The 22690-nt window shown below is 51.0% G+C and carries 21 protein-coding genes, 10 tRNA genes and 2 riboswitches; of the genes, 12 read left to right on the top strand and 19 right to left on the bottom strand.

Going from position 1 to position 22690, the window contains the following annotated elements:
• The first annotated feature begins 140 nt into the window (after positions 1-140).
• Positions 141-231: riboswitch (cyclic di-GMP riboswitch) on the top strand.
• Between the two features lie 86 nt (positions 232-317).
• Positions 318-527: a hypothetical protein gene (locus ULO1_RS08465; protein ID WP_078666659.1), complete on the top strand. Its 210-nt coding sequence runs from the start codon at positions 318-320 to the stop codon at positions 525-527.
• 69 nt (positions 528-596) lie between these two features.
• Here the strand turns inward: ULO1_RS08465 and ULO1_RS08470 are convergent, their stop codons facing one another.
• Positions 597-1742 carry a PLP-dependent aspartate aminotransferase family protein gene (locus ULO1_RS08470; RefSeq protein ID WP_079933384.1) on the bottom strand — a complete coding sequence of 382 codons (1146 nt, stop codon included), beginning with the start codon at positions 1740-1742 and terminating at the stop codon, positions 597-599.
• A gap of 3 nt (positions 1743-1745) precedes the next feature.
• Positions 1746-2894 carry a PLP-dependent aspartate aminotransferase family protein gene (locus ULO1_RS08475; protein ID WP_079906969.1) on the bottom strand — a complete coding sequence of 383 codons (1149 nt, stop codon included), beginning with the start codon at positions 2892-2894 and terminating at the stop codon, positions 1746-1748.
• A gap of 81 nt (positions 2895-2975) precedes the next feature.
• Positions 2976-3067, bottom strand: a riboswitch (SAM riboswitch).
• 200 nt (positions 3068-3267) lie between these two features.
• Here ULO1_RS08475 and ULO1_RS08480 point away from each other — a divergent pair.
• From ULO1_RS08480 to ULO1_RS08525, 10 genes are all read left to right on the top strand, one after another.
• Positions 3268-3343: transfer RNA gene (locus ULO1_RS08480), tRNA-Glu, on the top strand.
• Between the two features lie 4 nt (positions 3344-3347).
• Positions 3348-3423 (top strand) — tRNA-Val (locus ULO1_RS08485).
• A 5-nt stretch (positions 3424-3428) separates the two neighbouring features.
• A tRNA-Asp gene (locus ULO1_RS08490) sits at positions 3429-3507 on the top strand.
• A 7-nt stretch (positions 3508-3514) separates the two neighbouring features.
• A tRNA-Gln gene (locus ULO1_RS08495) sits at positions 3515-3589 on the top strand.
• Positions 3590-3599: 10 nt separating this feature from the next.
• Positions 3600-3675, top strand: a tRNA-Lys gene (locus ULO1_RS08500).
• 182 nt (positions 3676-3857) lie between these two features.
• Positions 3858-3932, top strand: a tRNA-Gly gene (locus ULO1_RS08505).
• Positions 3933-3940: 8 nt separating this feature from the next.
• Positions 3941-4017 (top strand) — tRNA-Arg (locus tag ULO1_RS08510).
• Positions 4018-4024: 7 nt separating this feature from the next.
• A tRNA-Trp gene (locus ULO1_RS08515) sits at positions 4025-4100 on the top strand.
• 23 nt (positions 4101-4123) lie between these two features.
• Positions 4124-4200, top strand: a tRNA-Arg gene (locus ULO1_RS08520).
• 10 nt (positions 4201-4210) lie between these two features.
• Positions 4211-4286 (top strand) — tRNA-His (locus ULO1_RS08525).
• A gap of 94 nt (positions 4287-4380) precedes the next feature.
• On the opposite strand, the gene ald is transcribed toward ULO1_RS08525, so the two are convergent.
• The 12 genes from ald to ULO1_RS08585 all read right to left on the bottom strand — a co-directional run bounded on the left by ald (position 4381) and on the right by ULO1_RS08585 (position 17979).
• Entirely contained in the window at positions 4381-5511 is a 1131-nt protein-coding gene (gene ald / locus ULO1_RS08530) for an alanine dehydrogenase (RefSeq protein ID WP_078666617.1), read from the bottom strand.
• Positions 5512-5666: 155 nt separating this feature from the next.
• Positions 5667-7235 (bottom strand): sigma-54-dependent Fis family transcriptional regulator, encoded by a 1569-nt coding sequence (locus ULO1_RS08535; protein ID WP_079933385.1) that lies wholly within the window; start codon positions 7233-7235, stop codon positions 5667-5669.
• A gap of 10 nt (positions 7236-7245) precedes the next feature.
• Positions 7246-8340, bottom strand: coding sequence for a tetratricopeptide repeat protein (locus ULO1_RS08540; protein ID WP_159446866.1), 1095 nt, complete (start codon positions 8338-8340; stop codon positions 7246-7248).
• A gap of 14 nt (positions 8341-8354) precedes the next feature.
• Positions 8355-8795 (bottom strand): DUF441 domain-containing protein, encoded by a 441-nt coding sequence (locus tag ULO1_RS08545; RefSeq protein ID WP_242947921.1) that lies wholly within the window; start codon positions 8793-8795, stop codon positions 8355-8357.
• Positions 8796-8806: 11 nt separating this feature from the next.
• Complete coding sequence (locus ULO1_RS08550) at positions 8807-9598, bottom strand: ZIP family metal transporter (protein WP_143325435.1); 792 nt, start codon at positions 9596-9598, stop codon at positions 8807-8809.
• An 80-nt stretch (positions 9599-9678) separates the two neighbouring features.
• The gene (locus ULO1_RS08555) at positions 9679-11208 is read right to left on the bottom strand and encodes a HEAT repeat domain-containing protein (RefSeq protein WP_079933389.1); all 1530 of its coding nucleotides are present in this window, start codon (positions 11206-11208) and stop codon (positions 9679-9681) included.
• Positions 11209-11248: 40 nt separating this feature from the next.
• The gene (locus ULO1_RS08560; RefSeq protein WP_079933390.1) at positions 11249-12019 is read right to left on the bottom strand and encodes an ABC transporter permease; all 771 of its coding nucleotides are present in this window, start codon (positions 12017-12019) and stop codon (positions 11249-11251) included.
• Positions 12012-12647, bottom strand: coding sequence for an ATP-binding cassette domain-containing protein (locus ULO1_RS08565; RefSeq protein ID WP_078666610.1), 636 nt, complete (start codon positions 12645-12647; stop codon positions 12012-12014). The genes ULO1_RS08560 and ULO1_RS08565 overlap by 8 nt, the downstream gene beginning before the upstream one ends.
• The gene (locus tag ULO1_RS08570) at positions 12628-13356 is read right to left on the bottom strand and encodes a pseudouridine synthase (protein ID WP_078666609.1); all 729 of its coding nucleotides are present in this window, start codon (positions 13354-13356) and stop codon (positions 12628-12630) included. Before ULO1_RS08570 ends, ULO1_RS08565 begins: the two co-directional genes overlap by 20 nt.
• Positions 13338-15329: a DNA translocase FtsK gene (locus tag ULO1_RS08575; protein ID WP_079933391.1), complete on the bottom strand. Its 1992-nt coding sequence runs from the start codon at positions 15327-15329 to the stop codon at positions 13338-13340. The genes ULO1_RS08570 and ULO1_RS08575 overlap by 19 nt, the downstream gene beginning before the upstream one ends.
• 16 nt (positions 15330-15345) lie before the next feature.
• Positions 15346-16293, bottom strand: coding sequence for an L-lactate dehydrogenase (locus ULO1_RS08580; protein WP_079906955.1), 948 nt, complete (start codon positions 16291-16293; stop codon positions 15346-15348).
• Between the two features lie 78 nt (positions 16294-16371).
• Positions 16372-17979, bottom strand: coding sequence for a methyl-accepting chemotaxis protein (locus ULO1_RS08585; RefSeq protein WP_079933392.1), 1608 nt, complete (start codon positions 17977-17979; stop codon positions 16372-16374).
• Between the two features lie 161 nt (positions 17980-18140).
• Between ULO1_RS08585 and ULO1_RS08590 the strand changes: the two genes are divergently transcribed.
• A complete protein-coding gene (locus ULO1_RS08590) occupies positions 18141-19313 on the top strand; it encodes an MFS transporter (RefSeq protein ID WP_079933393.1) in 1173 nt (390 codons plus the stop codon).
• A 63-nt stretch (positions 19314-19376) separates the two neighbouring features.
• On the opposite strand, the gene ULO1_RS08595 is transcribed toward ULO1_RS08590, so the two are convergent.
• From ULO1_RS08595 to glgA, 5 genes are all read right to left on the bottom strand, one after another.
• Complete coding sequence (locus tag ULO1_RS08595) at positions 19377-19709, bottom strand: rubredoxin-like domain-containing protein (RefSeq protein WP_078666664.1); 333 nt, start codon at positions 19707-19709, stop codon at positions 19377-19379.
• Positions 19710-19732: 23 nt separating this feature from the next.
• Positions 19733-20260: a rubrerythrin gene (gene rbr / locus ULO1_RS08600; RefSeq protein WP_079906948.1), complete on the bottom strand. Its 528-nt coding sequence runs from the start codon at positions 20258-20260 to the stop codon at positions 19733-19735.
• A 73-nt stretch (positions 20261-20333) separates the two neighbouring features.
• Complete coding sequence (locus tag ULO1_RS08605) at positions 20334-20573, bottom strand: hypothetical protein (RefSeq protein ID WP_079906946.1); 240 nt, start codon at positions 20571-20573, stop codon at positions 20334-20336.
• Positions 20574-20651: 78 nt separating this feature from the next.
• A complete protein-coding gene (gene yedF, locus ULO1_RS08610) occupies positions 20652-20990 on the bottom strand; it encodes a sulfurtransferase-like selenium metabolism protein YedF (RefSeq protein ID WP_078666025.1) in 339 nt (112 codons plus the stop codon).
• Between the two features lie 206 nt (positions 20991-21196).
• Entirely contained in the window at positions 21197-22681 is a 1485-nt protein-coding gene (gene glgA / locus ULO1_RS08615; protein WP_079906944.1) for a glycogen synthase GlgA, read from the bottom strand.
• Positions 22682-22690: the final 9 nt, after the last annotated feature.

Raw genomic sequence — 22690 nt, forward strand, 5'->3', positions numbered from 1 at the left:
CATTATTGATTTTCCCTAAATAATTTTAACAGTTAAACCCTGCCTTGGCAAGCCATTTGAGTTTTTTCGTCATTTTTCACCAATTAAGAGTTGACACTTGTTACAAATAGTGCTAAATTAATAAGTGAAATACTACACACAGTCGATAAAGGCAAACCCATCGAAAGGTGGGGGCGCAAAGCCATGGGTCTAAGGCCTCGCTCCGGAGGCTATGATTGCCAGGTTGCCGAAGCTGGAAAGAGATAGAGAGCCACAGACTGCTCCGCCTTTCCATTGGAGGCTTCCTGGAAAGGCTTTTTCATTTGGGGGTGTAATATATGGAACTGGAATGCAAATGTGGATTTCTTCATGTCTCAATGGACACACTCATCACCAAGAGAGAGCCGATTTCGGGGAAACGGCGCATTATTTGCTCGGTCTGCGGCAAACAAATTCCCATCCGTACCGTTCAGCCCAAGACTTTCAAAGACCTGATGCGGCAAACGGGCGGTTCCGGTTATAATGCCAATGTGTTATTTGAGAGCTAACAAGGCTCCCCTGAACAGAAAGTTCAGGGGAGTTTTTTCTGGCAGACACGTGACTAAAAATAATTGCAATTATCGGTCCAGAGCTGAAAAATCCTGTTTCAAATCCTCAACTTCTTCTATCCCTACCGAAATTCGCACCAGTCCCGGCGTAATTCCCAGCCGGTTCTTGATTTCCGCCGGAATACCGGCATGGGACATGGAAAAAGGATGGGTGATAATGGTTTCTACTCCGCCCAAACTAGGCCCGATGACCGGAATGCTGGTAGAATTAATAAAGGCAATGGCTTCTTCTTCACTGCCCAGGTCAATGGTGATCACTGCTCCTGGTCCCCGGGCCTGGCGCTGGTGAATTTCCGCACCGGGATGGTCGCTGAAGCCGGGATAATACACCCTTTTCACCTTTTTTCTATCCCGCAGCCAGAGGGCCAGTTCCCGGGCGTTGCTTTGCTGCTGTTCCATGCGAATAGCCAGGGTTTTTAGCCCCCGCAAGGTCAGATAGGAGTCAAAAGGACTGAGAACTGCCCCAAAGGCCATCTGAACCAGCTTGATTTGCCGGGCCAGCTGTTCATCATTGACCACAATCAGACCCGCCAGCAGGTCACTATGTCCCCCGATGTATTTGGTCGCACTGTGGATCACCACATCAATGCCTAACGCCAGGGGTTTTTGCAAATAAGGGGTAGCAAAGGTATTATCAATCAGGGTAATCAGCCCCTTTTCCCGGGCCAGCTGGCTCAAAGCCGCCAGGTCGGTAATCCGCATCAGGGGATTGCTGGGCGATTCCACAAAAATCCCTCTGGTATTGGGTTTTATCGCCTTTTTTACCTGTTCCAGATCGGTAGTATCCACAAAATCAAATTCCACCCCATAGCGGGCAAAGAATTTGGTCAAAATCCTGTAAGTACCACCATAACAATCTTCCGTCACCAGTACATGCTCCCCGGTCGCGAATAAACAGAGAGCTGTAGAGATAGCCGCCATCCCGGAGCTGAAAGCAAAACCGTATTTACCCCCTTCCAGTCTGGCAATAGCCTGTTCCAGAGCTTCCCGGGTAGGGTTCTGGCCCCGGCTGTATTCATAGGGTTTGCGAGCAGGCAATTCCTCCTGGTCAAAGGTACTGGTGAGATAAACAGGGACATTTACGGCACCTGTATATTTATCACCCCGCGGACCCGCATGAACGTAAAGACTTTTTTCCTTTAAATCGCGTTCCATTTTCTATACCTCCCCGCCTAGAGCTTGTTCCAGATCTGCCAGCAAATCTTCCAGATGCTCCAGGCCAACTGATAAGCGCAACAAACAATCAGTAATACCCCTATTCCTTCTCTCCGTTTCCGGGATATCCGCATGGGTCTGGGTTTCAGGATAAGTCAACAGCGATTCTACTCCGCCTAAGCTTTCCGCAAACGAAATAAGTCTGATTTTGCTTAAGACCTCTAATGCCAGCTCCTTTGATTCCACTTCAAAAGACACCATAGCTCCTGGCCCGCTGGCCTGAGCAAAATGCCACTCTCTTCCCGGATGCTCTGCCAGGCCAGGATACCAGACTTTTCTTACCCTCGGGTGTTTATTTAAATAAGAAGCTATTCCGGCTGCATTTTGCTCCTGCCGTTCCAGCCGCACCGCCAGAGTCTTCAGGCCGCGCAGCAACAACCAGCTATCCTGTGGTCCCAGTATAGCTCCGCAGGCATTCTGATAAAAATACACCCGTTCCGCCAGCTCAGGGTCCTTGACTGCGACCAGGCCTGCAATCAAATCATTGTGCCCACCCAGATATTTGCTGGCACTATGAATAACGATATCCGCCCCCAGCAATAGGGGTCGCTGGCGCAGGGGAGTCATAAAAGTATTATCTACTAGCAATAATAATTGATGCCGCTGACAGAATTGGGCCAGGCGGGATAAAGGATAGATTTTCATCAACGGATTAGTAGGGGTTTCAATAAATACCGCCTTTACATCCTGACCTGCATAGTTTTCCCAGTCCGCCTCGCTGGTATTACTGAAATCCAGATAGGTAAAGGCCAGTCCGAGAGGACGCAGGATTTGTTCAAACAGACGATAGGTACCGCCATATAAATCATCACAAACCAGGATTCTATCTCCTGGCTTAAATATTTGAAAGACTGCTGTCAAAGCCGCCATGCCGGAACTAAAGGCAAAACCTCTACACCCGCCCTCTAAAGCGGCAATAGCTTCTTCCAGTACCTGCCGGGTAGGGTTGCCGGAGCGGGAATAGTCAAAACCGGTAGATTGCCCTGGGGCAGGATGAGCAAAAGTGGCCGTTTGATAGATAGGCATGGTAATACTGCCTGTCCCCTGATCCTTGCGAACCCCTAGCTGAGCCAGAATAGTTTCCAGCTGCATTTCCTTCTACCTCCTCCATTTACTTTATCCTTTTGGATAAGAAAAAAACCTGCCCAAGGCAGGTCTTGTTTGCACAAAACCGCCTTATCTACAGGAATTGGCACCAGGACGCTGGTTTACCAGCCGGTTGCCGGGTTTCATCGGGCCAGTCCCTCCACCACTCTTGATAAGGTCGTCTTCTTAATTTTAAGTTTTCCCATCGGATTTGTCAATAAAAGTTTCTGCAAAATTTTTTGTGCCGAGGAATATTCCATTGTATTTCGGAGAAAATATAAGAATGTCGGGAATAAACTATTAAAATCGAATCTACTTGCCATTGCAGAGTGGGCCGGAATGCGATAAACTATCAAATGTCGCTGACGAGTTCGGTAACGGCCCCTTGGTCAAGTGGTCTAAGACACCGCCCTTTCACGGCGGTAACACGGGTTCGAATCCCGTAGGGGTCACCATCATGGGCGATTAGCTCAGCTGGGAGAGCACCTGCCTTACAAGCAGGGGGTCGGCAGTTCGATCCTGTCATCGCCCACCATACGCGGAGCAGTGGTCTAGCCTGGTCTAGGATGCCTGCCTGTCACGCAGGAGGTCGCGGGTTCGAATCCCGTCTGCTCCGCCATCTCCGCTGGGGTGTAGCCAAGCGGTAAGGCAGCGGACTTTGACTCCGCCATGCGTTGGTTCGAATCCAGCCACCCCAGCCATTTCCAATGTGAGCCATTAGCTCAGTAGGTAGAGCACCTGACTTTTAATCAGGGTGTCGCTGGTTCGAGTCCAGCATGGCTCACCACTATTCGAAGTTCAAAGTTCGAGGTGCGAGGTTCGAAATCGTCAGCTTGCTCATTGAGCTTGATTAGAAACGAGCAGTACAAGGAAGCTGAAGCGAGGCACCGGAGGCGTACTGGAGGTACGTCGAGGACCACGAGGCAGGCGGCAACGCAGCCAGACGAAGCTTATAAAAAGCCGAAAAATGCGGAAGTGGCTCAGTGGTAGAGCATCGCCTTGCCAAGGCGAGGGTCGCGGGTTCGAATCCCGTCTTCCGCTCCATACAACATGCGCCCGTAGCTCAGCTGGATAGAGTAACAGACTACGAATCTGGTGGTCGCAGGTTCGAATCCTGCCGGGCGCGCCATTTATGTAGGGGAGTAGCTCAATTGGTAGAGCGGCGGTCTCCAAAACCGTAGGTTGCGGGTTCGAGTCCTGTCTCCCCTGCCATTTATTTTATTTGCATATAGACTGCGCCCGTAGCTCAGCTGGATAGAGCATCTGCCTTCTAAGCAGAGTGTCGCAGGTTCGAGTCCTGCCGGGCGCGCCATTTATTTATGGTGACCGTCGCCAAGTGGTTAAGGCACAGGGTTGTGGCCCCTGCATGCGTGGGTTCGACTCCCATCGGTCACCCCATATACGAAGTTCGAGGTTCGAAGTTGGAGGTTCGAACCTTTTTAATGCGAATCCTAAAGCCCCCATCCGCAGGGATGGGGGCTGTTATTTTTTATTAGAGTTGTACGCCAGGTAAGACTTCGGTCAAAGGAGTATAGGGCAGATCCAGAGCCTCAGCTACTGCCTGATAGGTCAGCTTACCATCGACAGTATTAACTCCACGGGCCAGAGGCTTGCTTTCCCGTACAGCTTTTTCCCAGCCTTTGTTGGCCAGTTCCAGAGCATACGGCAAGGTAACATTGGTCAGGGCAAAAGTAGAAGTTCGGGCCACAGCACCAGGCATGTTAGCTACAGCATAGTGAACCACACCGTGTTTTTCGTAAACCGGATCACTGTGAGTGGTTACCCGGTCAATAGTTTCTACTGAACCACCCTGGTCAATGGCTACGTCGACGATTACGGAACCGGGTTTCATTTGCTTGACCATTTCTTCGGTAACCAGTTTGGGCGCCCTTGCTCCCGGAATCAGAACCGCCCCGATGAGCAGGTCAGCAAAACGCACAGCCCGTTCGATGTTGTAGGAGTTAGACATCAGGGTTTTAATGCGGCCACCGAAAATATCATCCAGGTAACGGAGACGGTCAGCGCTCTTGTCAATAATGGTTACCTGAGCACCCATACCCATAGCCATCTTGGCAGCATTGGTACCTACCACACCGCCACCGATAATCACTACATCAGCAGCAGGTACCCCGGGCACACCGCCCAGCAGGATACCCTTGCCACCCTGGGGTTTTTCAAGGAAACGGGCACCGATTTGCACTGCCATCCGGCCGGCCACTTCAGACATGGGAGTCAGGAGGGGCAGGGTGTGGTTGTCCAGCTCAACGGTTTCGTAAGCAATGCCCACTACCTTCCTGGCCAGCAGGGCCCGGGTCAGTTCCGGTTCGGGAGCCAGATGCAGATAGGTGAACAAGACCTGGCCTTCTTTGAAAAGGTCATATTCCTGCGGCAGGGGCTCTTTTACCTTCATAATCATATCGGCAGCAGCAAATACTTCCTGAGGAGTGGCCAGAATTTCCGCCCCAGCAGCAATGTATTCTTCGTTGCTAATACCGCTGCCTGCACCGGCATTGTTTTCAATTACTACCTTATGCCCGGCAGCTACCATTGCCTGGACACCTGCCGGAGTAATAGCAACCCGGTTTTCATTATTTTTAATCTCTTTGGGTACACCAATAATCATAAAAAACATACCTCCCTTGAATTTCTGCACCATCTACTATTGCAAAAATTGTGCCGATTTGTCGAATAGCTTATTAATAAGGTTCCCGGTTCCCATTCTTTTATTTTGGCAATATTAGTTTCCAATTATGGCAACGAAAATTGCCGATGGCAAGATTAGTTGCCATCGGCCAGCTGATATTTCTTGATTTTATTTTGCAAGGCAGTGTGAGATAGCCCTAGCGCTTTAGCCGCCTGGCGCCCACTTTTATACCGACTGAGGGCCTGACGTATAACTTCTTTCTCCACTTCAGCAACAATTTCAGCCAAAGTGCGCATTTCCCCAAAATTGTTTCTGGGAAGGGTTGAGCGCACTTCCTGATTTCTTTCCAGGAGTATATGCTGTTCCTGCAGACGCGGACCCGCTGCCAGATTCATAGCCCTTTCAATTACATTTTCCAGCTCGCGGATATTGCCTGGCCAGTCATAACTCTCCAGCCGCTTCAGAGCCTGAGGTTCAATGACCTGGACATTTTTGTCCAGGCGCTGGTTAAACTTTTCAATAAAACTTTTCACCAGACCGGGGATATCTTCTTTTCTCTCGCGCAAGGGGGGCAAATATAGAGGGACAACATTTAAACGGTAGTAAAGGTCTTCCCGAAAACGCCCATTTCCAATCATTTCCTCCAGGTTGCGATGGGTAGCACAGATGATGCGGACATCTACCGGAATTTCCTCTTGCTCCCCAATTCTTCTCACTCTCCCTTCCTGCAATACTCGCAAAAGCTTGGCCTGCAGATGGGGAGATAGTTCTCCGATTTCATCAAGAAAAAGGGTACCCTGGTGTGCAAATTCGAATAGCCCCTGTTTACCGCCTTTTTTGGCCCCGGTAAAAGCTCCTTCGCCATAGCCAAACAATTCCGCCTCCAGCAGGGAGTCAGGCAGGGCAGCGCAGTTAATAGGGACAAAGGGCTTGCCCCGCCGCCGGCTAGCCATGTGGATGGCCCGGGCCAGCAGTTCCTTCCCCGTACCGCTCTCCCCCCTGATTAAGATAGTGGAATTGCCTCTGGCTACGGTCTGCGCCAAATCGATTAGGGGGCGCAAGGAGGGACTGGTCTTGAGAATATCTGCAAAAGTGGTCATTGGCGGCTGGGTTACCGAGTAAACCAGCTGTCTGACCTCACTCATATCCTTGATACTGGCTACCACCCCGATAACCCGGCCCTTTTCATCTTTAATCGGACGTCCGGTAGTCAGGAAGTGCAATCTCCCCCGCCTGGTATTGAGAATCATTTCTTTATGGGAATAGGGCTGCCCATCCTGCAAGCATTTGAGCATGGGAATATCCGGGCTTAAAATTTCCGCTACCGGTCGGCCCAGAGCTTCCTGCCGCTTAATGCGGAAAATAGTTTCCGCTACCGGATTAATGGTTACGATTTTGCCCTCCTGATCGATAGCCAGAATACCATCACTGATGGAATCCAGCAAGGCCTGTAAGTGCCATTCCCGTTCCTGGTGGGGCATGCGCTCAATCAGTTCGACGTCCTTGACTCCTTCCACCTTATGCAATAGCAGGTTAATCCGGCTGAAATCCAGGCCCGTCGGCAGTTCCGCTTCCATAAACATAACATTGGGGGAAAGTTCAAGAGTAATGATGTTAACTTGTTGCAGGGAAAGCTCCCTGGCTATATCAGACAAAATCCCTACCCGATCCTGGTAGACAATGCGAAATCGCAGTATAGCCATAATTCCCCTCCTAGCAGGGTCGGCGATACTCTTCCGGCAATTCGGCAAGATAATTTAAAGCAAAGGCATCTTTAGGATTAAATTCCAGTGCCTTATAGAAACATTTAGCAGCATCCTCCAACTGACCCCGCTTCTGATACACCAGGCCCAGGTTTGTCCATAAACCAGCATCCTTAGGTTGTTTAGCAATAGCCAACCAGAGATAATCTGCTGCTTTTTCCAGTTCTCCCTGGACAAAAAGACACATAGCCAGCTCATTGTAAGCGGAAATAAACCAGGGAGCCTGTTTTACTGTTTCGCTTAAAACAGCAATCGCTTTATCATATTCCTCTAGATAACGATACGTCAGCCCCAGGTAGTATTTTGCTTCCCACCAGTCGGGATATTTTTTTACCAGGGGTTGAAGCAGCAAAGCTGCCTGCTTCAGTTTGCCCTGAGCCAGTGAAGCTCGCCCGCTTTTAAACTGGGATTCTACCAGTTCTATTCTATCGATATCATTGATTAATTGCTCAATCTCCGCCTCTACTTCTGCCGGCACTCCCAGCTCCCGGGCTTTTTGCCAGGCTTCTTTAGCCTCAGCCCAGTCGCCTAGATGACGATAAACAAACCCTAGACGGTACCAGGGCAGAGCCCAGTCCCCTTTAATACAAATCGCTTTTTCCAAATATTCTTCCGCTTTTTCCAGCATTTCTTCCCTTTTGCTGTTTTCATTAGCCCTGGCCGCTTCTTCAAGAAAATACATGCCATAATTATAGAGCAACTCCGGCTGATTGCCATCTAGACGAGCAGCTACCTGCCAGTAGCGTAACGCCCAGTCTTTTGCACCTTTTTCAGCAGCTTTTGCTCCTTCTGCCACCAGTTTTTCCGCCAGGTTGGGGTCATAATTCTGAAGAAACTCCCAGTATTTCTGGTGGTTTTCCGGGTCGATTTCCTCAGCCAGCACATATACCATTCCTTTAATGAAGTAAGCCCAGGGAATACCCTTATCGTTATTGAACATATAAGCAAGGTCTTCCTGCACCACAGGCAAGGGAAACCTCTCGTCAATCACCACATTCCCTATCATCTCTTTTTCTCCCGCTTGTAGATAAAAGTATTCAATCACCATGACAACCTCCCCTACTTATGTTGAAGCAATAATGCTAAAATCCCAGCTCCAATCAATGGTCCTACCGGTACCCCCCGTAACAGGGCCACACCCATGACTGTACCGATGATAATCCCTGTTGCCGCCTGAGGCAGGTCGGATAATAAATGGACTCCACGCCCCCCAAGATAGGCAACCAGTACCCCAACTGCAATCCCCAGCAAACCGGAAGAACTGCGCACTGTTTGCCAGATGGTTTCTAGAGAAATCGCCCCACTGGCCAGGGGAGCCAGTACCCCGATAGTCAGAACTATTACCCCTAGTTCCAGCCCGTGTTTTTCTATGAGGGGAAACAGCTTGTCCAATTTAAGTAAACGCAAGGCCAGTAATAAACAGGCTGCCAGAGCAACCGTATTATTCCGGCCCAGTATCCCTAAAGCCAGTAAAATTAACAAAAGGATATTTTGCCCCATATCCATCTCTCCTAATGTTGATGCACAATAAAAATTGTGAACATCCCTACTACCAGCCCAATGGCCCCATACCAGGGATGATTGCGGTAGGACTTGGGAATCAACTCCAGGGAGGCGATATAGATCATGGTCCCGGCCACTACTGCCATAATAAACCCATCGAAACGAGCAATCAGGCTATCAGCCAGCAGGCCCAATAAGGTTCCCAGGGGGGTAAAAAGCCCAACCAATGAAGTCATGGCTATCGTTTTCACCAGGCTCTGCCGGGCCAGACGCCAGGGCACGGCAATAGCCATGCCGATAGGAATATTATGCAGGACTACAGCCAGCAAAATAGCCTCTCCCAGGTGTTCCCCAACCGTGAAGCCAACCCCCACTGTCAATCCCTCAACCAGGTTATGCAAGGCCGTTCCTAAAGCCACCAGGAACCCCAGTTTCCATAAATGGACCGGGTTAAGATTGGTATGATCCAGGTGGATACAGCAGCCACAATCCGGTTCTTTGCTGCTGGCTATCTCCTTTTCCACCTCCGGATCAAAACCATGGGTATGGTGGGCAATCCTGTCCATACCGGCCAGGAAAAGAAAGCCAAGGCAAACACCGATGATAGTCCGCGGCCAGCCTGCTGTTTCCATAGCTTCTGGCAACAGATCTGTACCAATCAATGCTGCCATTACCCCGGCGGCAAAACCCAGAAAAGCTGCCATCAATTTCTGGTCCGGCTTGCTAATCTGATAAGCCAGGATCGCACCCAGAGTAATAGTTAAACCCGCCGCTAAACTCATACTGAGATGTAGTAACAATCTATCACCCTCTTCAATAGCTTTACCATAACATATTAGTTAACTCTTGTCCATAATTACAGGAAAAAGTTATACCCACCCTAGCTGCGGTGGGTATAAACCTCCAGGATGAACTGTTGTAATAAAATGTTATCCTGCTCACTACCGGGTAACAATAGCCGCAAATCCACCTGCCATTTACAGGCAAGAGCCGCCAGTAAGCGGGCCAGGTCTCCCCAGTTTTTTCCGTAAATTTTACCTTCTGCTACATTTTGCAGCAATTGCTGCAACAGCTCTGCCTTAAGCCACTGGCTCAGCTGTTGACCGTCTATCGCCAGCAAATAACGGGTTGCAGCCAGAATCACCCTGGGCGCAAAACTGGTTAAGAGTGGTCTGATGTTGTTCAACCTGATGGGATTTCCTTCCCGGGCCAGCTGTTCCAGTACCCCCTCCCAGTCAGGGGGATTCCTGGTCTCCAGCAAATGTCTTTCCAGCTCGTCATAACAGCCCAGTCGTCCCAGGATAGCCATGGCTATCTGGCGCAGCTGCACATCCTTTTCCTTACGCAGGATTTCCAGCAATGCCGGTACAGCTTCCTCCCCAACCAGCTCCCAGAGGTCTACCGGTATTTGCAGCTGTTTATCACTGGCTTCCTTCAAAAAATCCAACCAGTCAGTTAACCAGTGGAACTGCCAGGCTCTTTTGAGCAGGCCTATGATTTCTTTCTGTCCTGCCGGTTCAGATTGTAACAGCATAGCTAACCAGCGATCCAGTGCCTCTTTGTTCCCTGAATCCCAGGGAGAATAATACTGTCCCCAGGCCAGCAGGGGTTCATCTTCTTCCAGGTCCAGTCGACTTAACTGACAATCCATTTCCCGGATAGCCAGCCGCATTACCAGCCGCTGGTCCCGCCGCAAAGACCAGAGCAAATGCCGTTGTTCCTCTTCCCCCAGATTTTCCATCAGGGCATTGAGAATAGCCAGACGTACCCGGGATGGCTGCTCAGTCTGATATAATAAAGGCTGCAATAGCTCAATACTATCCACTTCCGGCAGGTAACTGAGACAATAGGCAGCCTTTTCCCGCACATAGGGAGATGGGTCCGCCAGCCCCTGTTCCACCATTTCGATAAGCTGAGTACGGCTCAGCCCTTCCACTTTCTGAACATCCGGGTTGGCCAGAGCAAAACAAATTATTCGGTAAACCATGCCCCGAACATAGACACGAAAATCCCGCAAAGCCTGCTGTAACCATTCTCCACGGATAGAGCAGCCTACCGCCAGAAGCTCTACTGCTCCCTGCCTAACCGGCCATTCAGGATGTCCCAACCAGCTGGCCGCTTCTTCCGCCACAACCTGGGCCACCAGCTGATCTCCCTGCCGCCGCAGATGTTTTATGCGCTTGGCCCACCAGCGGGTCTTGGGTATACTTCCCGCCAGAATCAGGCGACGACTGAATTCCCGGGCCAAATCCGGGTCTTCAGCAAACTGGTCCAGGGCCTGATGAATCTGCCAGGAACGGCATTTAAACTCCCCTAAAATAGCAGTCAGTTCCAGCAATTTTTCTGCTGCAGCAAAATCAGCTTTACTGGTGCCCTCTATCAGTTGCTGTAAAGTCTGCTGAAAATTCACGGTTATCACCTTCACTTTCCGGTGATAACTATTTCGACGTTTACGAACCGAATTCCTTCAGTAAATTTTCATTTAAACTGGCATTCGCAGTAAAAAAAGAAGGTAAAGCCAGCAAAATCACCATTATACTGGTAATACTTACGGCCCCTAAAAGCATAAAGGCCACCATAATCTGATACTTTACTGCTACCAGAGGAGAGACTCCGCCCAGAATCAGCCCGGTCATCATGCCTGGCAGCTGTACCAGGCCCAGAGTGCGCAAACCATCAATGGTAGGGAGCATCCCCGTCTTGATGATCCGGGGGCGAATCTCTGCTACACTCTGGGCAATGGTAGCACCCAGATAGAGGGCGTTCATTATCTCTTCCCTTTGTTGCCCCATGCTCTCTTTCATGTTTTTCAAAACCAATCCGCTGGCTACCATAGCATTGCCGGCCAGCATTCCGGCCACAGGAATCATTTCTTTAGGAGTAGCTTTAATAGCTCCTGTAAGCACTAATACCAGCAACGGTACGGCCACCCCGGTAGCAATGGACAGTATGGTTATCCGTTTTACCCGCGGTATCCCCTCTCCTCTTCGAGCCGCATTTCCTCCAGCGACAATAACCATGATTCCGATCATGGCAAGAGTAAAATACCAGCGGTTTCGGGCAAAAACCCAGTTAAGTAACATTCCGATGACCAGAAGCTGGATTACTGCTCGTCCCACACCCGCCAGCATTTCCTTTTCCAGCCCCAGGCGAAAAGCTCTGGATAAGAACAAAGCCAGTATTACCAGACTGGAAGCCAATACCAGGGCCAGGTTATTCATGAAAAACCCCCCCTTGCTTCAAGTGGAGAACATTCCCCATTCGCTCCAGTTGCCTGGGATCGTGACTTATCCAGAGGCAGGCTCCTCCCCGGGCACAATAGCGGCGAATTATTTTTTCCACTCTGAGACTATTGTCCTCATCCTGGGCTGAAGTAGGTTCGTCCAGGAGCAACACTTCTGGTTCCAGCAAAAGGGCACGGGCCAACGCCAGTCTCTGCTGTTGCCCACCCGATAACAGTTCAGCCCGTTGCTCCGCCGCAATTTCCGGTAAGCCCAATTCAGCCAGCAAGTCCCGGGCAGTCGACCAGCTAAAACTTTTTCCCCGCCAGAGCAGGGGTTTTTGCAAATTCTCCGCCACAGTACCTCGAAATAAAAAAAACCGCTGCGGCACCAGAACCATCTGATGCCTCAAACTTATCGGATCAATAGTAGTTATGTCCCTGCCATTAAACCAGATCGTTCCTGCTGGTGGCTGCCAGTAGTTGATAAGATAATGTAACAAGGTACTTTTTCCCGTACCAGAAGGACCACTTATCAGCTTCCATTCCCCGGCATTAAGTTGAAAAGAAAGATTATAAAAAAGGGGCGGAATGGTCAGCCCCTTCACTTCAAGTTTGGATGAAAGCATACAAACTCGCCTCCTCAGCTGCTGTCAGCGGCCGGGCCTCCCCTGGAGCCAGTGCCGGATCCAGCTGCAAAGGGCCCATACTCATTCGCTTTAAATAGATTACCTTTAGTCCCAGAGCTGCGAACATGCGCTTAATTTGATGATATTTTCCCTCATGGATGGTAATCAGCCCTTCTCCCGGAGTTTCTGCCCGTAGAATCTCCAGCCGGCCAGGTTGGGTCAGGTAGCCATCTTCCAGCTCTACCCCCTGCTCAATAGCCTTTTGCTCCCTTTCCCCCAGCGGACCATCCACCCGCACCAGATAGGTTTTATCCACATGATGTTTGGGAGCTAGCAGGCGATGCGCCAGCTGACCATCAGTAGTCAGGAGAAGGAGCCCTTCAGTATCTTTATCTAATCTTCCCACCGGGAAAAGATTCGGTCGCCGCCACTCAGCCGGCAATAGATCCAGCACCGTCCTTTCTCGCCGGTCGGTAGTGGCCGTAATCACACCAGACGGCTTGTTCAGCAAATAATGAAAATGCCGCCGATAAGTAAGGCACTGGCCATCTACGGCCAGACAACAGCTCTCCGGGTCGATGGGTTCACCTGGGTCATTGGCTAGCCGCCCGTCTACCGTAATCTTGCCAGCCTTAATTAAGCCTTTGACTTCTTTTCTGCTGCCCAGACCCAGATGGGCCAGAATCCTGTCTAAGCGTTCCCGAGCCACTGTTCAAATTCCTCCATTGTCATCAAAACTTCTCGGGGTTTACTGCCTCCATAACTGCCCACTACTCCCATTTGCTCCATGATATCGATGAGCCGTGCAGCCCGCGTATACCCGATGCGGAAGCGGCGTTGCAAAAGGGAAGCAGAAGCCTGACCATATTGAATAACCAGACGGATAGCTTCCGGCAGCAATTCATCCTCTTCCTCCAGGTTTTTGCCTTCATTATTGTTGTCTTCGCTACCAAAACCCACCAGATAATCAGGCACGCCTTGCTGGCGCCAGAAGTTAACCAGTCTTTCAATCTCCCGGTCACTGACAAAGGCGCCCTGTACCCGGCGCGGTTTGGGTTGTCCCAGGGGGAAGAAGAGCATATCTCCCCGGCCCAGCAGTTTTTCTGCTCCAGCCATATCTAAAATGGTGCGGGAATCTACCTGGGAAGATACGGCAAAGGCTATACGGCTAGGGATATTGGCTTTGATAATACCGGTAATTACATCTACCGATGGCCGCTGGGTAGCGATGACTAGATGTATCCCTGCCGCCCTGGCCATCTGGGCCAGCCGGCAAATGTATTCTTCCACTTCCTTGGAGGCCACCAGCATCAGGTCTGCCAGCTCATCAATCAGCACCACAATCAGGGGCAAAGGCTGTTCCTGGCGGGATACCAGCAGTTGATTATAGCTTTCCAGATTGCGCACACCACTGGCAGCAAACAGGCTATAGCGGTTTTCCATTTCAGTTACTACCCATTTTAGCGCAGCAGTAGCCTGTTTGGGATCAGTTACCACCGGAGCCAGCAAGTGAGGGATGCCATTGTAAACTGATAGCTCCACCATCTTGGGGTCAATCATCAGGAACTTGACCTGCCAGGGCTGGGCTCTGAAGAGGACGGAGGCAATCAGGGTGTTCATACAAACCGATTTTCCCGAACCAGTAGAACCAGCAATCAGCAGGTGAGGCATGCGGGCCAGGTCAGCTACCACCGTTTCCCCGGCAATATCCTGGCCCAGGGCCACCGCCAGCGGCGAAGGATGCTTGCTTACCTGGGGATCCTCCAGCACCTGGCGAAAATAGACGGGCCGGGCCTGGCGATTAGGTACTTCAATGCCCACCGCCGATTTGCCAGGGATGGGAGCTTCAATCCGAATATCGGCTGCCGCCAGACTGAGGGCCAGATCGTCGGCCAGACCAACAATCCGGCTGACCTTAACCCCCGGTGCCGGTTGCAATTCATAGCGGGTAATGGTCGGTCCACGGCTGAAATCGGTAACCTGAGCCTTGATGCCAAAATGAGACAGAGTCTGCTCCAGCAAGGCAGCGTTTTGAAGGATTTCCTCATCATCATCGTTGGCAGTCTGTTCTGTCGGTGGCAAGGTAAGAAACTCCAGAGGAGGCAGTACTGACTGCGGTTCCTGCCAGCTGGCTCCCGCCTCCTTGCTGATCTCTAGCGGCTGAAGCGGTTTCTCTTCTGATTCAGTCTGCACTACTGTTTCTTCAGACTCTTCCCCAGCTGCTGTTTCAGCATCCCATCCCTCCAGTTCTTCCCAGGCACTGGTCAGAGCCAGTAACTCATCGTCAGTCAAGAGCCGGGTAGGGGACATGTCTTCCTGAAAAGATTCTGTGATAGTCTCCGCCACAACCGGGGCCATTTCCATGGCCGTTGCCTGTGCCGCCAGTATTTCCCCTTGCCTTTTTTCCGCTTCCTTTTGTTTTTTTCGCTCCAGTTCTTCCAGCAACACGGGACGCCGGTAGCTAAACAATTCCTCAAACTTGGATACCGACAATCCCTGAGCCGGACTGCGTCGCCCCGCACCCGGACTCACCCCAGTATCCTGGTTAGCCGGCGGTGTAACCGGTCTGGCTTTCTCCGTAGCCGGCTGAGATGCTGATTGCCCCAGATTTTTAATATAGTCAATCAGATCCCGCCCTTTTGGAGCCGGAATCTCCCGATAAAATCTCGGTTCCTCTCCCATGTTCCCTGAAACCTCCTTACTTCCGGTCTGTCGCGGGCAGATAACTGGCAATAACGGCCGCAGAATGCTGCAGTTTCTCCTTTTCCTCCGCAGTCAGATTGAGCTCCAGCACCTTGATTCTTCCCTGCCGGCCAATCACACAGGGAACGCTGAGACAAACATCCCGCAAGCCATATTCCCCCTGCATGAGGCTGGATACCGTCAGAATAGAGTGTTCATCCCGCAGGATGGCCTCACAGATACGCCGGACCGCCAGCCCAACTGCATAATAGGTTGCTCCTTTGGCCTGGATAATCTGATAAGCAGCATCCCGAACCTGGCGGAACATTTCTTCCCGCTTTTCCTGACCACAGCCCTGGCCACAGGCCAGACAGTAATCATCCAGCCGGATACCGCCAATATGTACTGAGCTCCAGGCAGCCAGCTCACTATCCCCGTGTTCACCCAGAATATAACCATGAACATTGCGGACATCTACTCCGCAATGCTGGCCCAGCACGTGCCGAAAACGGGCACTATCCAGTACCGTACCCGAACCCAGCACCCGTTCAGGACTGAGGCCAGAAAGCTTCCATGCCTGGTATGTGAGAACATCTACCGGGTTGGTTACCATTAAAACCAGCGCCTCCGGTGCCTGCTCCAGAATGGGCAGCAGAGCCTTTTCCACAATCCTGGTGTTTTTATCTACCAGATCCAGCCGGGTTTCCCCGGGTTGCTGGGCTGCCCCGGCAGTGAAAATGATAATATCCGCTTCCCGGCAATCAGCCAGGTACCCGGCCCTCAGTCTGGCAGGAGGAACAAAGGAAGCCCCATGGGCCAAGTCCATAATTTCCCCTTCTGCTTTCTGCCTGTTTATATCATACAAAACCAGTTCAGAGGCAATGCCACTGATTAGCAAAGCATACGCGGTGGTGGCTCCTACATTGCCTGCTCCGACAATTACTATCTTGTTGGTTTTTTCCATCAACCTCCACCTCCATCTTTAATATTTTACCACAAAAAACCCTGGCCTCTCAAAAAAATTGAAGGGAGCCGCAGCTCCCTATTTCAAACGCATCATTTCCTTGAAAGCAGTGCAGTTCATGCAGTTATGGCGCTTGGCATCCTTATCTCCCTGTTTGACACCTCCACACCAGGTGCCACTAATCAACCAGCAGCGCAGCTCTTCGTTTTGGTAGGCTGGACACATTTCCTTGCGCTCAGTGGGACAGTTTTTGATTTCCCAGCAGGGGCGTTCAATGGGATAAAGCTGAAACTCTCCCAGACATTCCCGTAATTTCTCGGAAATAGTCTGTAAGTCGGTAGCCATTTTCGCTACTTCCCCGGTCGTACGATTCATTTCCTGGGCGGTTGCAGCCATTTCTTCACTGGCTGCTGCCTGGGCCTCTACTGCCATGGCCACTTCGGCCAGGGCGTTGAGAACCTGAGCGGAATTGGCAGCCATTTCTTCAGTAGAGGCCGTATTTTCCTCGGTTATAGCTGCCACATTGCTGACGGCTTTCACCACTGACTCATTGGCTTCTGCCATTGCCGCCAGAGATTGGACCATTTCCTGCATCACAATCCCAGTCTGTTCCAGGTTGGCCAGAATATCCGCTAAAGCCTGCCCGGCTCCAGCCGCCAGTTCTACTCCGCTGGTTACCTCTTTCTGACTGCGTCCCATGGCATGAACGGCTTCTTCGATACCGGACTGGATATTGTTGATCAGCTGGGCGATTTCCTTTGTCGCCCGGCCTGACCGTTCTGCCAGTTTTCGTACCTCATCGGCGACTACCGCAAAGCCTTTACCATGCTCACCGGCTCTGGCTGCTTCTATCGCTGCATTTAGAGCCAGCAAGTTGGTCTGCTCCGCGATTTCATCAATTACCTGAATAATATTGCCGATCTGGGTGGAATGTTCCCCTAATCTGGCCACCACCACCCCTACTTTTTCTACCTCAGTCTGGATGCGCTGCATACCAGCAATAGTTTCTTCCACTGCCTGTCGCCCGCTTTGGCCGGAATTCAGGGTGGTCTGGGCAGCCAGCTGTAACTGCTGCAAAGCCATTTCCAGCTGGGCCAGCCGACCTGCCATCATCTCCGTCAGACGGGCTGTTTCACTGACATGGCTGGCCTGTTCCTCCGCTCCTCTGGCGATCTGGTCGATGGCTTCCGCCAGCTGCCGGGCCAAATCAGTTACTTCCTGCAACTTGGCTGATTGCTCATTGGTACCAGCTGCTACCTCATTAACCGCTGTTGCCAGCTGGCTGGTGGCTGCCGCTGCAGTCTGAGCTGCCTGGGCCAGCAATTTGGACCGATCTCCTATTTCATAACTGTTCTCTTTCAGGGAATGGATAATACCCTGCAAATGGGTCCCAATCCCATTGATGTCTCTGGCTAAATCCGCAATCTCGTCCTTTCCGTCTATGTCCGCCTGTACCGTCATATCGCCCACCCGTACCCGTGCTGCTACTTTCTGCACTCTTTCCAGCCGGGGCAGGATACGGCCCAGCAAAAGCCAGCCTGCCAGAAAGGCCCCGATAATCATCAGCAATCCGAAAACAAGCACAAAAGCAGGAGTTGCCAGACCGGTAAAGGCCGCTACCGCTTGTACCACTCCCATTAACCAGAAGGCAATGACACTATACCAAATCTGCCGCTTAATAGTCATTCCGCTCCCCCCGTTTAAAAATCCTAATGTTCACAATTCGACATTTTCCGAGCAATTCCTGTCGAAAGAAAAGAAAAAATGAAAAGAAAAAATAAGGTTGTTTTTCTATTAATACGGGTCTATAATGAATACTATCGAGTTTTTCTGGCAGGTGAATATCTATGCAGCAACGTACTTTCCAGTTGGCCGTTCTAGCTTTGAACCACTTCTGGATCGATTTTTATATGAATTTTGTACCCCCTCTCCTTTATCTACTGGGAAAGGAGAGAGGATTAACTCTGGGCCAGCAGAGTACCCTGATGCTGGTCCTTTCCATGTTTTCCGCCACCCTGCAACCTTTGCTGGGCCTGTGGGCAGACAGCCGGGGCAAAGGCTGGCACCTGGCCGTAACAGGTGCTATTATTTCCCTGGCCATGACAGCAGTAGCCTGGGTGCCGGGATTACCCTTTATGCTGCTGGCCGTTTCTCTGGCCGGTATGGCCAACGCCCTCTACCACCCTCTGGGTTCGGTAGTAACCACCCAGGTAGCAGCATACAATAAAGGCTCTGTTCTATCCGCTTACATAACAGCTGGCAGTCTGGGCTACGCTTTTACCCCTGTTATCGCTGTACCCATAGCCTTGCATTATGGTCTGGTCAGTACGGCCTGGCTGGCCATCCCGGGCGTGATTACCTCCCTGTTGCTGGCAATTTCCTCTGTTGCCAGTGTGCGCATTAACCCGCAGTCTACCACCAGTGCGGCTTCGCTTCTGCGCCAGCAGTGGCGGCAGCTGCCTTTAATGCCTTTAATTTTGTTAAACCTGATTGTCAGTTTGCGCTCCTGGATTCAGATGGCTTTTAACAGTTTTGCCGTTCAGCTGATGGTAGAAAAAGGCTATCGGGGCGAAATCGCCGGTCTCGCTCTCACCTGGTTTCTCTTTGCCGGTACCATCGGCACCTTGATGGCCGGCCGCTGGGCTGACCGCTGGGGGGCCCGGCGGGTGTTCTGGTTCAGCATGAGTGCGGCCGTGGTTTTCCTGGGCCTTACTTTAGTCAGCAACGGCTGGCTATTATGGCTGAATCTGGGCCTGCTGGGTGCTGCCCTTTCCGCCTCTTTCCCTCTGACTATCGTTATGGCCCAGGAGCTGTTACCAGACTTTGCCGGTATGGCTTCCGGCATGATGCAGGGCCTGGGCTTTGGCCTGGGCAGTCTCGGCCTTTTTTTGACCGGGCACCAGGCCGAAAGCTCTGGTCTTATCCCGGCTCTAACCTGGCTACTGGCACCTGCCCTGCTTGCCTTGCTGTTGCTGTTCCAGTTTAATCGCTATTCCTTACAAACGAAAGCCAGGCAATAATTCTTCCAGTCTTTGAGCCTAATAGTTCCCGAAAAAAAATGGCCGCTCGCTGCGGCCAATCTTTTAACCCCATTTGCCTTTACTGATATGCCCCACTATTTCCGCTTTAATAGCCTGTCTCAGTTCCCAGGCACAGGTTTTGGCTCTGGTGAAAATGCCCACACAGGGGGGATCAAGGTTAAGTTCAATCCCTTCCTCGGCCAGAGCCAGAACATGGTCCAGAAGACCTGCCAGTTCCATATGTATGTCATTGGTCCGCCGGGCCTTTAAAATCAGATCCACCGTCTCCTGGGGAACCTGACTGAATTTCTCTTTCGGGGCACCGCACTTGGGGCAATTATCGGGAGCCTGTTCTCCATCATAGATATATCCGCAAACACCGCATTTCCACATCATCTCTCTTGCCTCCTCTCGAAAACTTAGCATTCCCTGGGCATAGGTTTGTAATAGCTGCGCTCATGGCCACAGAGCGGGCAAACTGCTGGCGGTTCGTTGCCTTCCCAGATATAACCGCATTCCCGGCACTGCCAGTGGATGGTTTCCGGTTTTTTCAGCAGAGTGCCTTCTTCCAGCTGTTTCAATAACTGCTGGAAGCGTTGGGCATGAAATTTTTCCACTTTCTGCACTTCCGCAAAGAAACGGGCCGCTTCCTCTTCTCCTTCTTCCCGGGCCACCCGTTCAAATTCCGGATACATATCCTGCCATTCATAGGTTTCCCCTTCGATGGCCGCTTTCAGATTCATTTTGCTGTCACCCAGTTTTTTCAGCAGTTTAATAATAACCTCGGCATGCTCTTTTTCGTTTTTGGCAGTCTCCTCAAAAATTTCGGCAATCTCCAGCCAGCCTTCCTTGCGGGCAATGCTGGCAAAAAAGGTGTACTTGTTGCGCGCCTGGCTTTCCCCGGCAAAAGCAGCTAAAAGGTTGGCAACAGTTTTTTTCTCGCTCATGCTCACCACTCCTTTGCTTTATTTAATGGCTTGTGCCATTACTTTTATCAAGGATGTGCAAAAAACCCTGGCCTTATGCCAGGGGAGGTAATGCCTGCAAATCATCTTCTACAAAAAACATCTGTCCGTCTTCCTCCAGAACCACCAGATAAATGCCTTTATCAATAGTTTGCGGGCAGCGGCGAATGGCACATCCATCAAAAGGAGTACCAAGCTCCGGCACTTTCAGCCCCTGGGCCCCCTGCCGCACCTCTTTTAATACCGGTACCAGGGCAGGATACTGACTCAGGGGGTAGGTTTCCACCTTGTCCAATGCTTCTCCTCCTTTACTGACAGCTTCTCCCGGTTTATATACTCTAATTCTACTTTTTCTGGCAAATTCCTGCTCTTGCTAAAAATTTATTACCGTTTCAGCCTGCAACATTTTTTCCTGGATGGTTGCCATATTGGAAACCTGGCCCACTACCAGTTTATCCTTGAGCTGATAATAATCCAGACAGGTGCCACAGGCCAGCAGATCTACGCCCCGTTCCGCCAGCACTTGCAGGGATTCCGCTGCCACCGAACCCTCTACCAGCAATTTCACTCCACTGTTCAGAAATAAAATGGCGCCAGGCAGTGCCTCAGCACTGGTCAAAGTATAAAAGAAATTCTTCATCAGCAATTTCCCCAGTTCCTCCGGGCCATTACCTAAAACCTCACTGGTAATCACCATTACCTTATTGGCCATTTGGGCTCTCCTCCTTTACAGTTAACGCTTTAATCATCTGATCTCTCCCCTGAAGTTTTTTCTGTTGCAAATTATAGCAGATTGGGAGAGCTGTTAGGTAAAGTATAATGATTTTTAATCAAGCGGTAATGCCCATAAATATTTTTTATGCCTGCAGCTTGCCTGACTTGCTGCAAAAAAATAGCCCCTAAAGCGGGGCGTTTCCTTTAAGCTATTCTTTCCAGATGCAGGCGTCTGGCCAGGGCTGCTTCATATAATTCCATGTATTCAGCGGCCGCTTTGTTCCAGGAATTATCTTCCCGGAGCGCCCCCAGCACCAGTTTACGCCAGAGATAAGGGTGATGCTGATAAATCTCCAGGGCCCGTTCTACCGCCCGCAAAAAGGCCCGGGCGTCATATTCAGCAAAAACAAAACCATTGCCGGTCTGGGTGCGGATATCAAAATCCTGGACAGTATCCGCCAGGCCACCGGTAGCCCGCACCACCGGGATGGTGCCATAGCGCAGGGCAATCAGCTGGCCTAAACCACAGGGTTCAAACCGGGAAGGCATCAGAAAGATATCGGCTCCGGCATAGATACGCTGGGCCAGCACCCCATTAAAGCCGATAAACACTCCCACCTTTTCCGGATAACGCTGTTTCAGCTGACGGAAAAACTGTTCATAGCGCGCCTCTCCCAATCCCAGCACTACCAGCTGGACATCCCGTGCCAGCAACTGGTCTGCGCTTTCTACCAGCAAATCCAGCCCCTTCTGCTCCACCAGCCGACTGACCAGCCCCATTACCGGCACATCCTGCACCGGCAGACCCAGTTCCTGTTGCAAAGCGTATTTGTTTTCCCGCTTCATTTCCGGTGAGTCGGCATCATAGTTGCGATAAATGCGCGGGTCGGTCCTGGGATCGAACTCGTGGAAGTTAATGCCATTGACGATTCCGGACAGGTCAGCCCCCCTCTTTCTCAATAACCCATCTAGCCTTTCCCCGTATTCCGGAGTCTGAATTTCCCTGGCATAGGTGCGGCTGACGGTATTGATTTTATCGGCATAAACCAGACCGGCCTTCAGGAAATTGAAACTGCCGTAAAACTCCACTCCCTCAGGATGGAATACCCGTTGCCGATCTACTCCCAGCCAATCCAGCAGATAGGGATCATGGTGGCCCTGGTACTGCAGATTGTGGATGGTAAAAATGGTGGAGATTTTCTCATAAAACGGCTGGGAGCGATATTTTTCCTCCAGCAAAAGGGCAATGGGCCCCGCTTGCCAGTCATTTAAATGAATAATATCCGGCTGAAAATCCAGCTGGGGCAGCATTTCCAGCACCGCCTTACAGAAGAAAGCAAATCTTTCCCCATCATCATGATGACAGTAAAAGCCGTCCCGGTCAAAATAGTGATAGTTATCGATAAAGTAAACCGGAATTTGTCGATGAATCTCCCCTAAATGAGCCTCGATATAGTTTTGCCGGACAATCGCTGTCTCCCGCCGCGGTCCAAATTCCACAGGAAAATCGGTGACAGTGCTCTGTTTTCCCACTTCCCGGTAGCGGGGTAAAACGATCCGCACATCATTACCCATAACCGCCAGGGCTTTGGGCAGGGAGCCCGCCACATCCGCCAGCCCCCCTGTCTTGGCAAAAGGAGCGACTTCTGCGGAGACCAGCAAAATCTTTAAATTCCGTTCCAGAAGCATAAAAAACCT

The sequence above is a fragment of the Carboxydocella sp. ULO1 genome (assembly GCF_002049255.1).
In the GTDB taxonomy this organism is placed as follows: domain Bacteria; phylum Bacillota.

Coding starts and splice junctions, on each gene's coding strand:
- ULO1_RS08465 (WP_078666659.1), top strand. CDS start 318: ATGGAACTGGAATGCAAATGTGGATTTCTTCATGTCTCAATGGACACA.
- ULO1_RS08470 (WP_079933384.1), bottom strand. CDS start 1,742: ATGGAACGCGATTTAAAGGAAAAAAGTCTTTACGTTCATGCGGGTCCG.
- ULO1_RS08475 (WP_079906969.1), bottom strand. CDS start 2,894: ATGCAGCTGGAAACTATTCTGGCTCAGCTAGGGGTTCGCAAGGATCAG.
- ald (WP_078666617.1), bottom strand. CDS start 5,511: ATGATTATTGGTGTACCCAAAGAGATTAAAAATAATGAAAACCGGGTT.
- ULO1_RS08535 (WP_079933385.1), bottom strand. CDS start 7,235: ATGGCTATACTGCGATTTCGCATTGTCTACCAGGATCGGGTAGGGATT.
- ULO1_RS08545 (WP_242947921.1), bottom strand. CDS start 8,795: ATGGGGCAAAATATCCTTTTGTTAATTTTACTGGCTTTAGGGATACTG.
- ULO1_RS08560 (WP_079933390.1), bottom strand. CDS start 12,019: ATGAATAACCTGGCCCTGGTATTGGCTTCCAGTCTGGTAATACTGGCT.
- ULO1_RS08565 (WP_078666610.1), bottom strand. CDS start 12,647: ATGCTTTCATCCAAACTTGAAGTGAAGGGGCTGACCATTCCGCCCCTT.
- ULO1_RS08575 (WP_079933391.1), bottom strand. CDS start 15,329: ATGGGAGAGGAACCGAGATTTTATCGGGAGATTCCGGCTCCAAAAGGG.
- ULO1_RS08580 (WP_079906955.1), bottom strand. CDS start 16,293: ATGGAAAAAACCAACAAGATAGTAATTGTCGGAGCAGGCAATGTAGGA.
- ULO1_RS08585 (WP_079933392.1), bottom strand. CDS start 17,979: ATGACTATTAAGCGGCAGATTTGGTATAGTGTCATTGCCTTCTGGTTA.
- ULO1_RS08590 (WP_079933393.1), top strand. CDS start 18,141: ATGCAGCAACGTACTTTCCAGTTGGCCGTTCTAGCTTTGAACCACTTC.
- ULO1_RS08595 (WP_078666664.1), bottom strand. CDS start 19,709: ATGATGTGGAAATGCGGTGTTTGCGGATATATCTATGATGGAGAACAG.
- rbr (WP_079906948.1), bottom strand. CDS start 20,260: ATGAGCGAGAAAAAAACTGTTGCCAACCTTTTAGCTGCTTTTGCCGGG.
- yedF (WP_078666025.1), bottom strand. CDS start 20,990: ATGGCCAATAAGGTAATGGTGATTACCAGTGAGGTTTTAGGTAATGGC.
- glgA (WP_079906944.1), bottom strand. CDS start 22,681: ATGCTTCTGGAACGGAATTTAAAGATTTTGCTGGTCTCCGCAGAAGTC.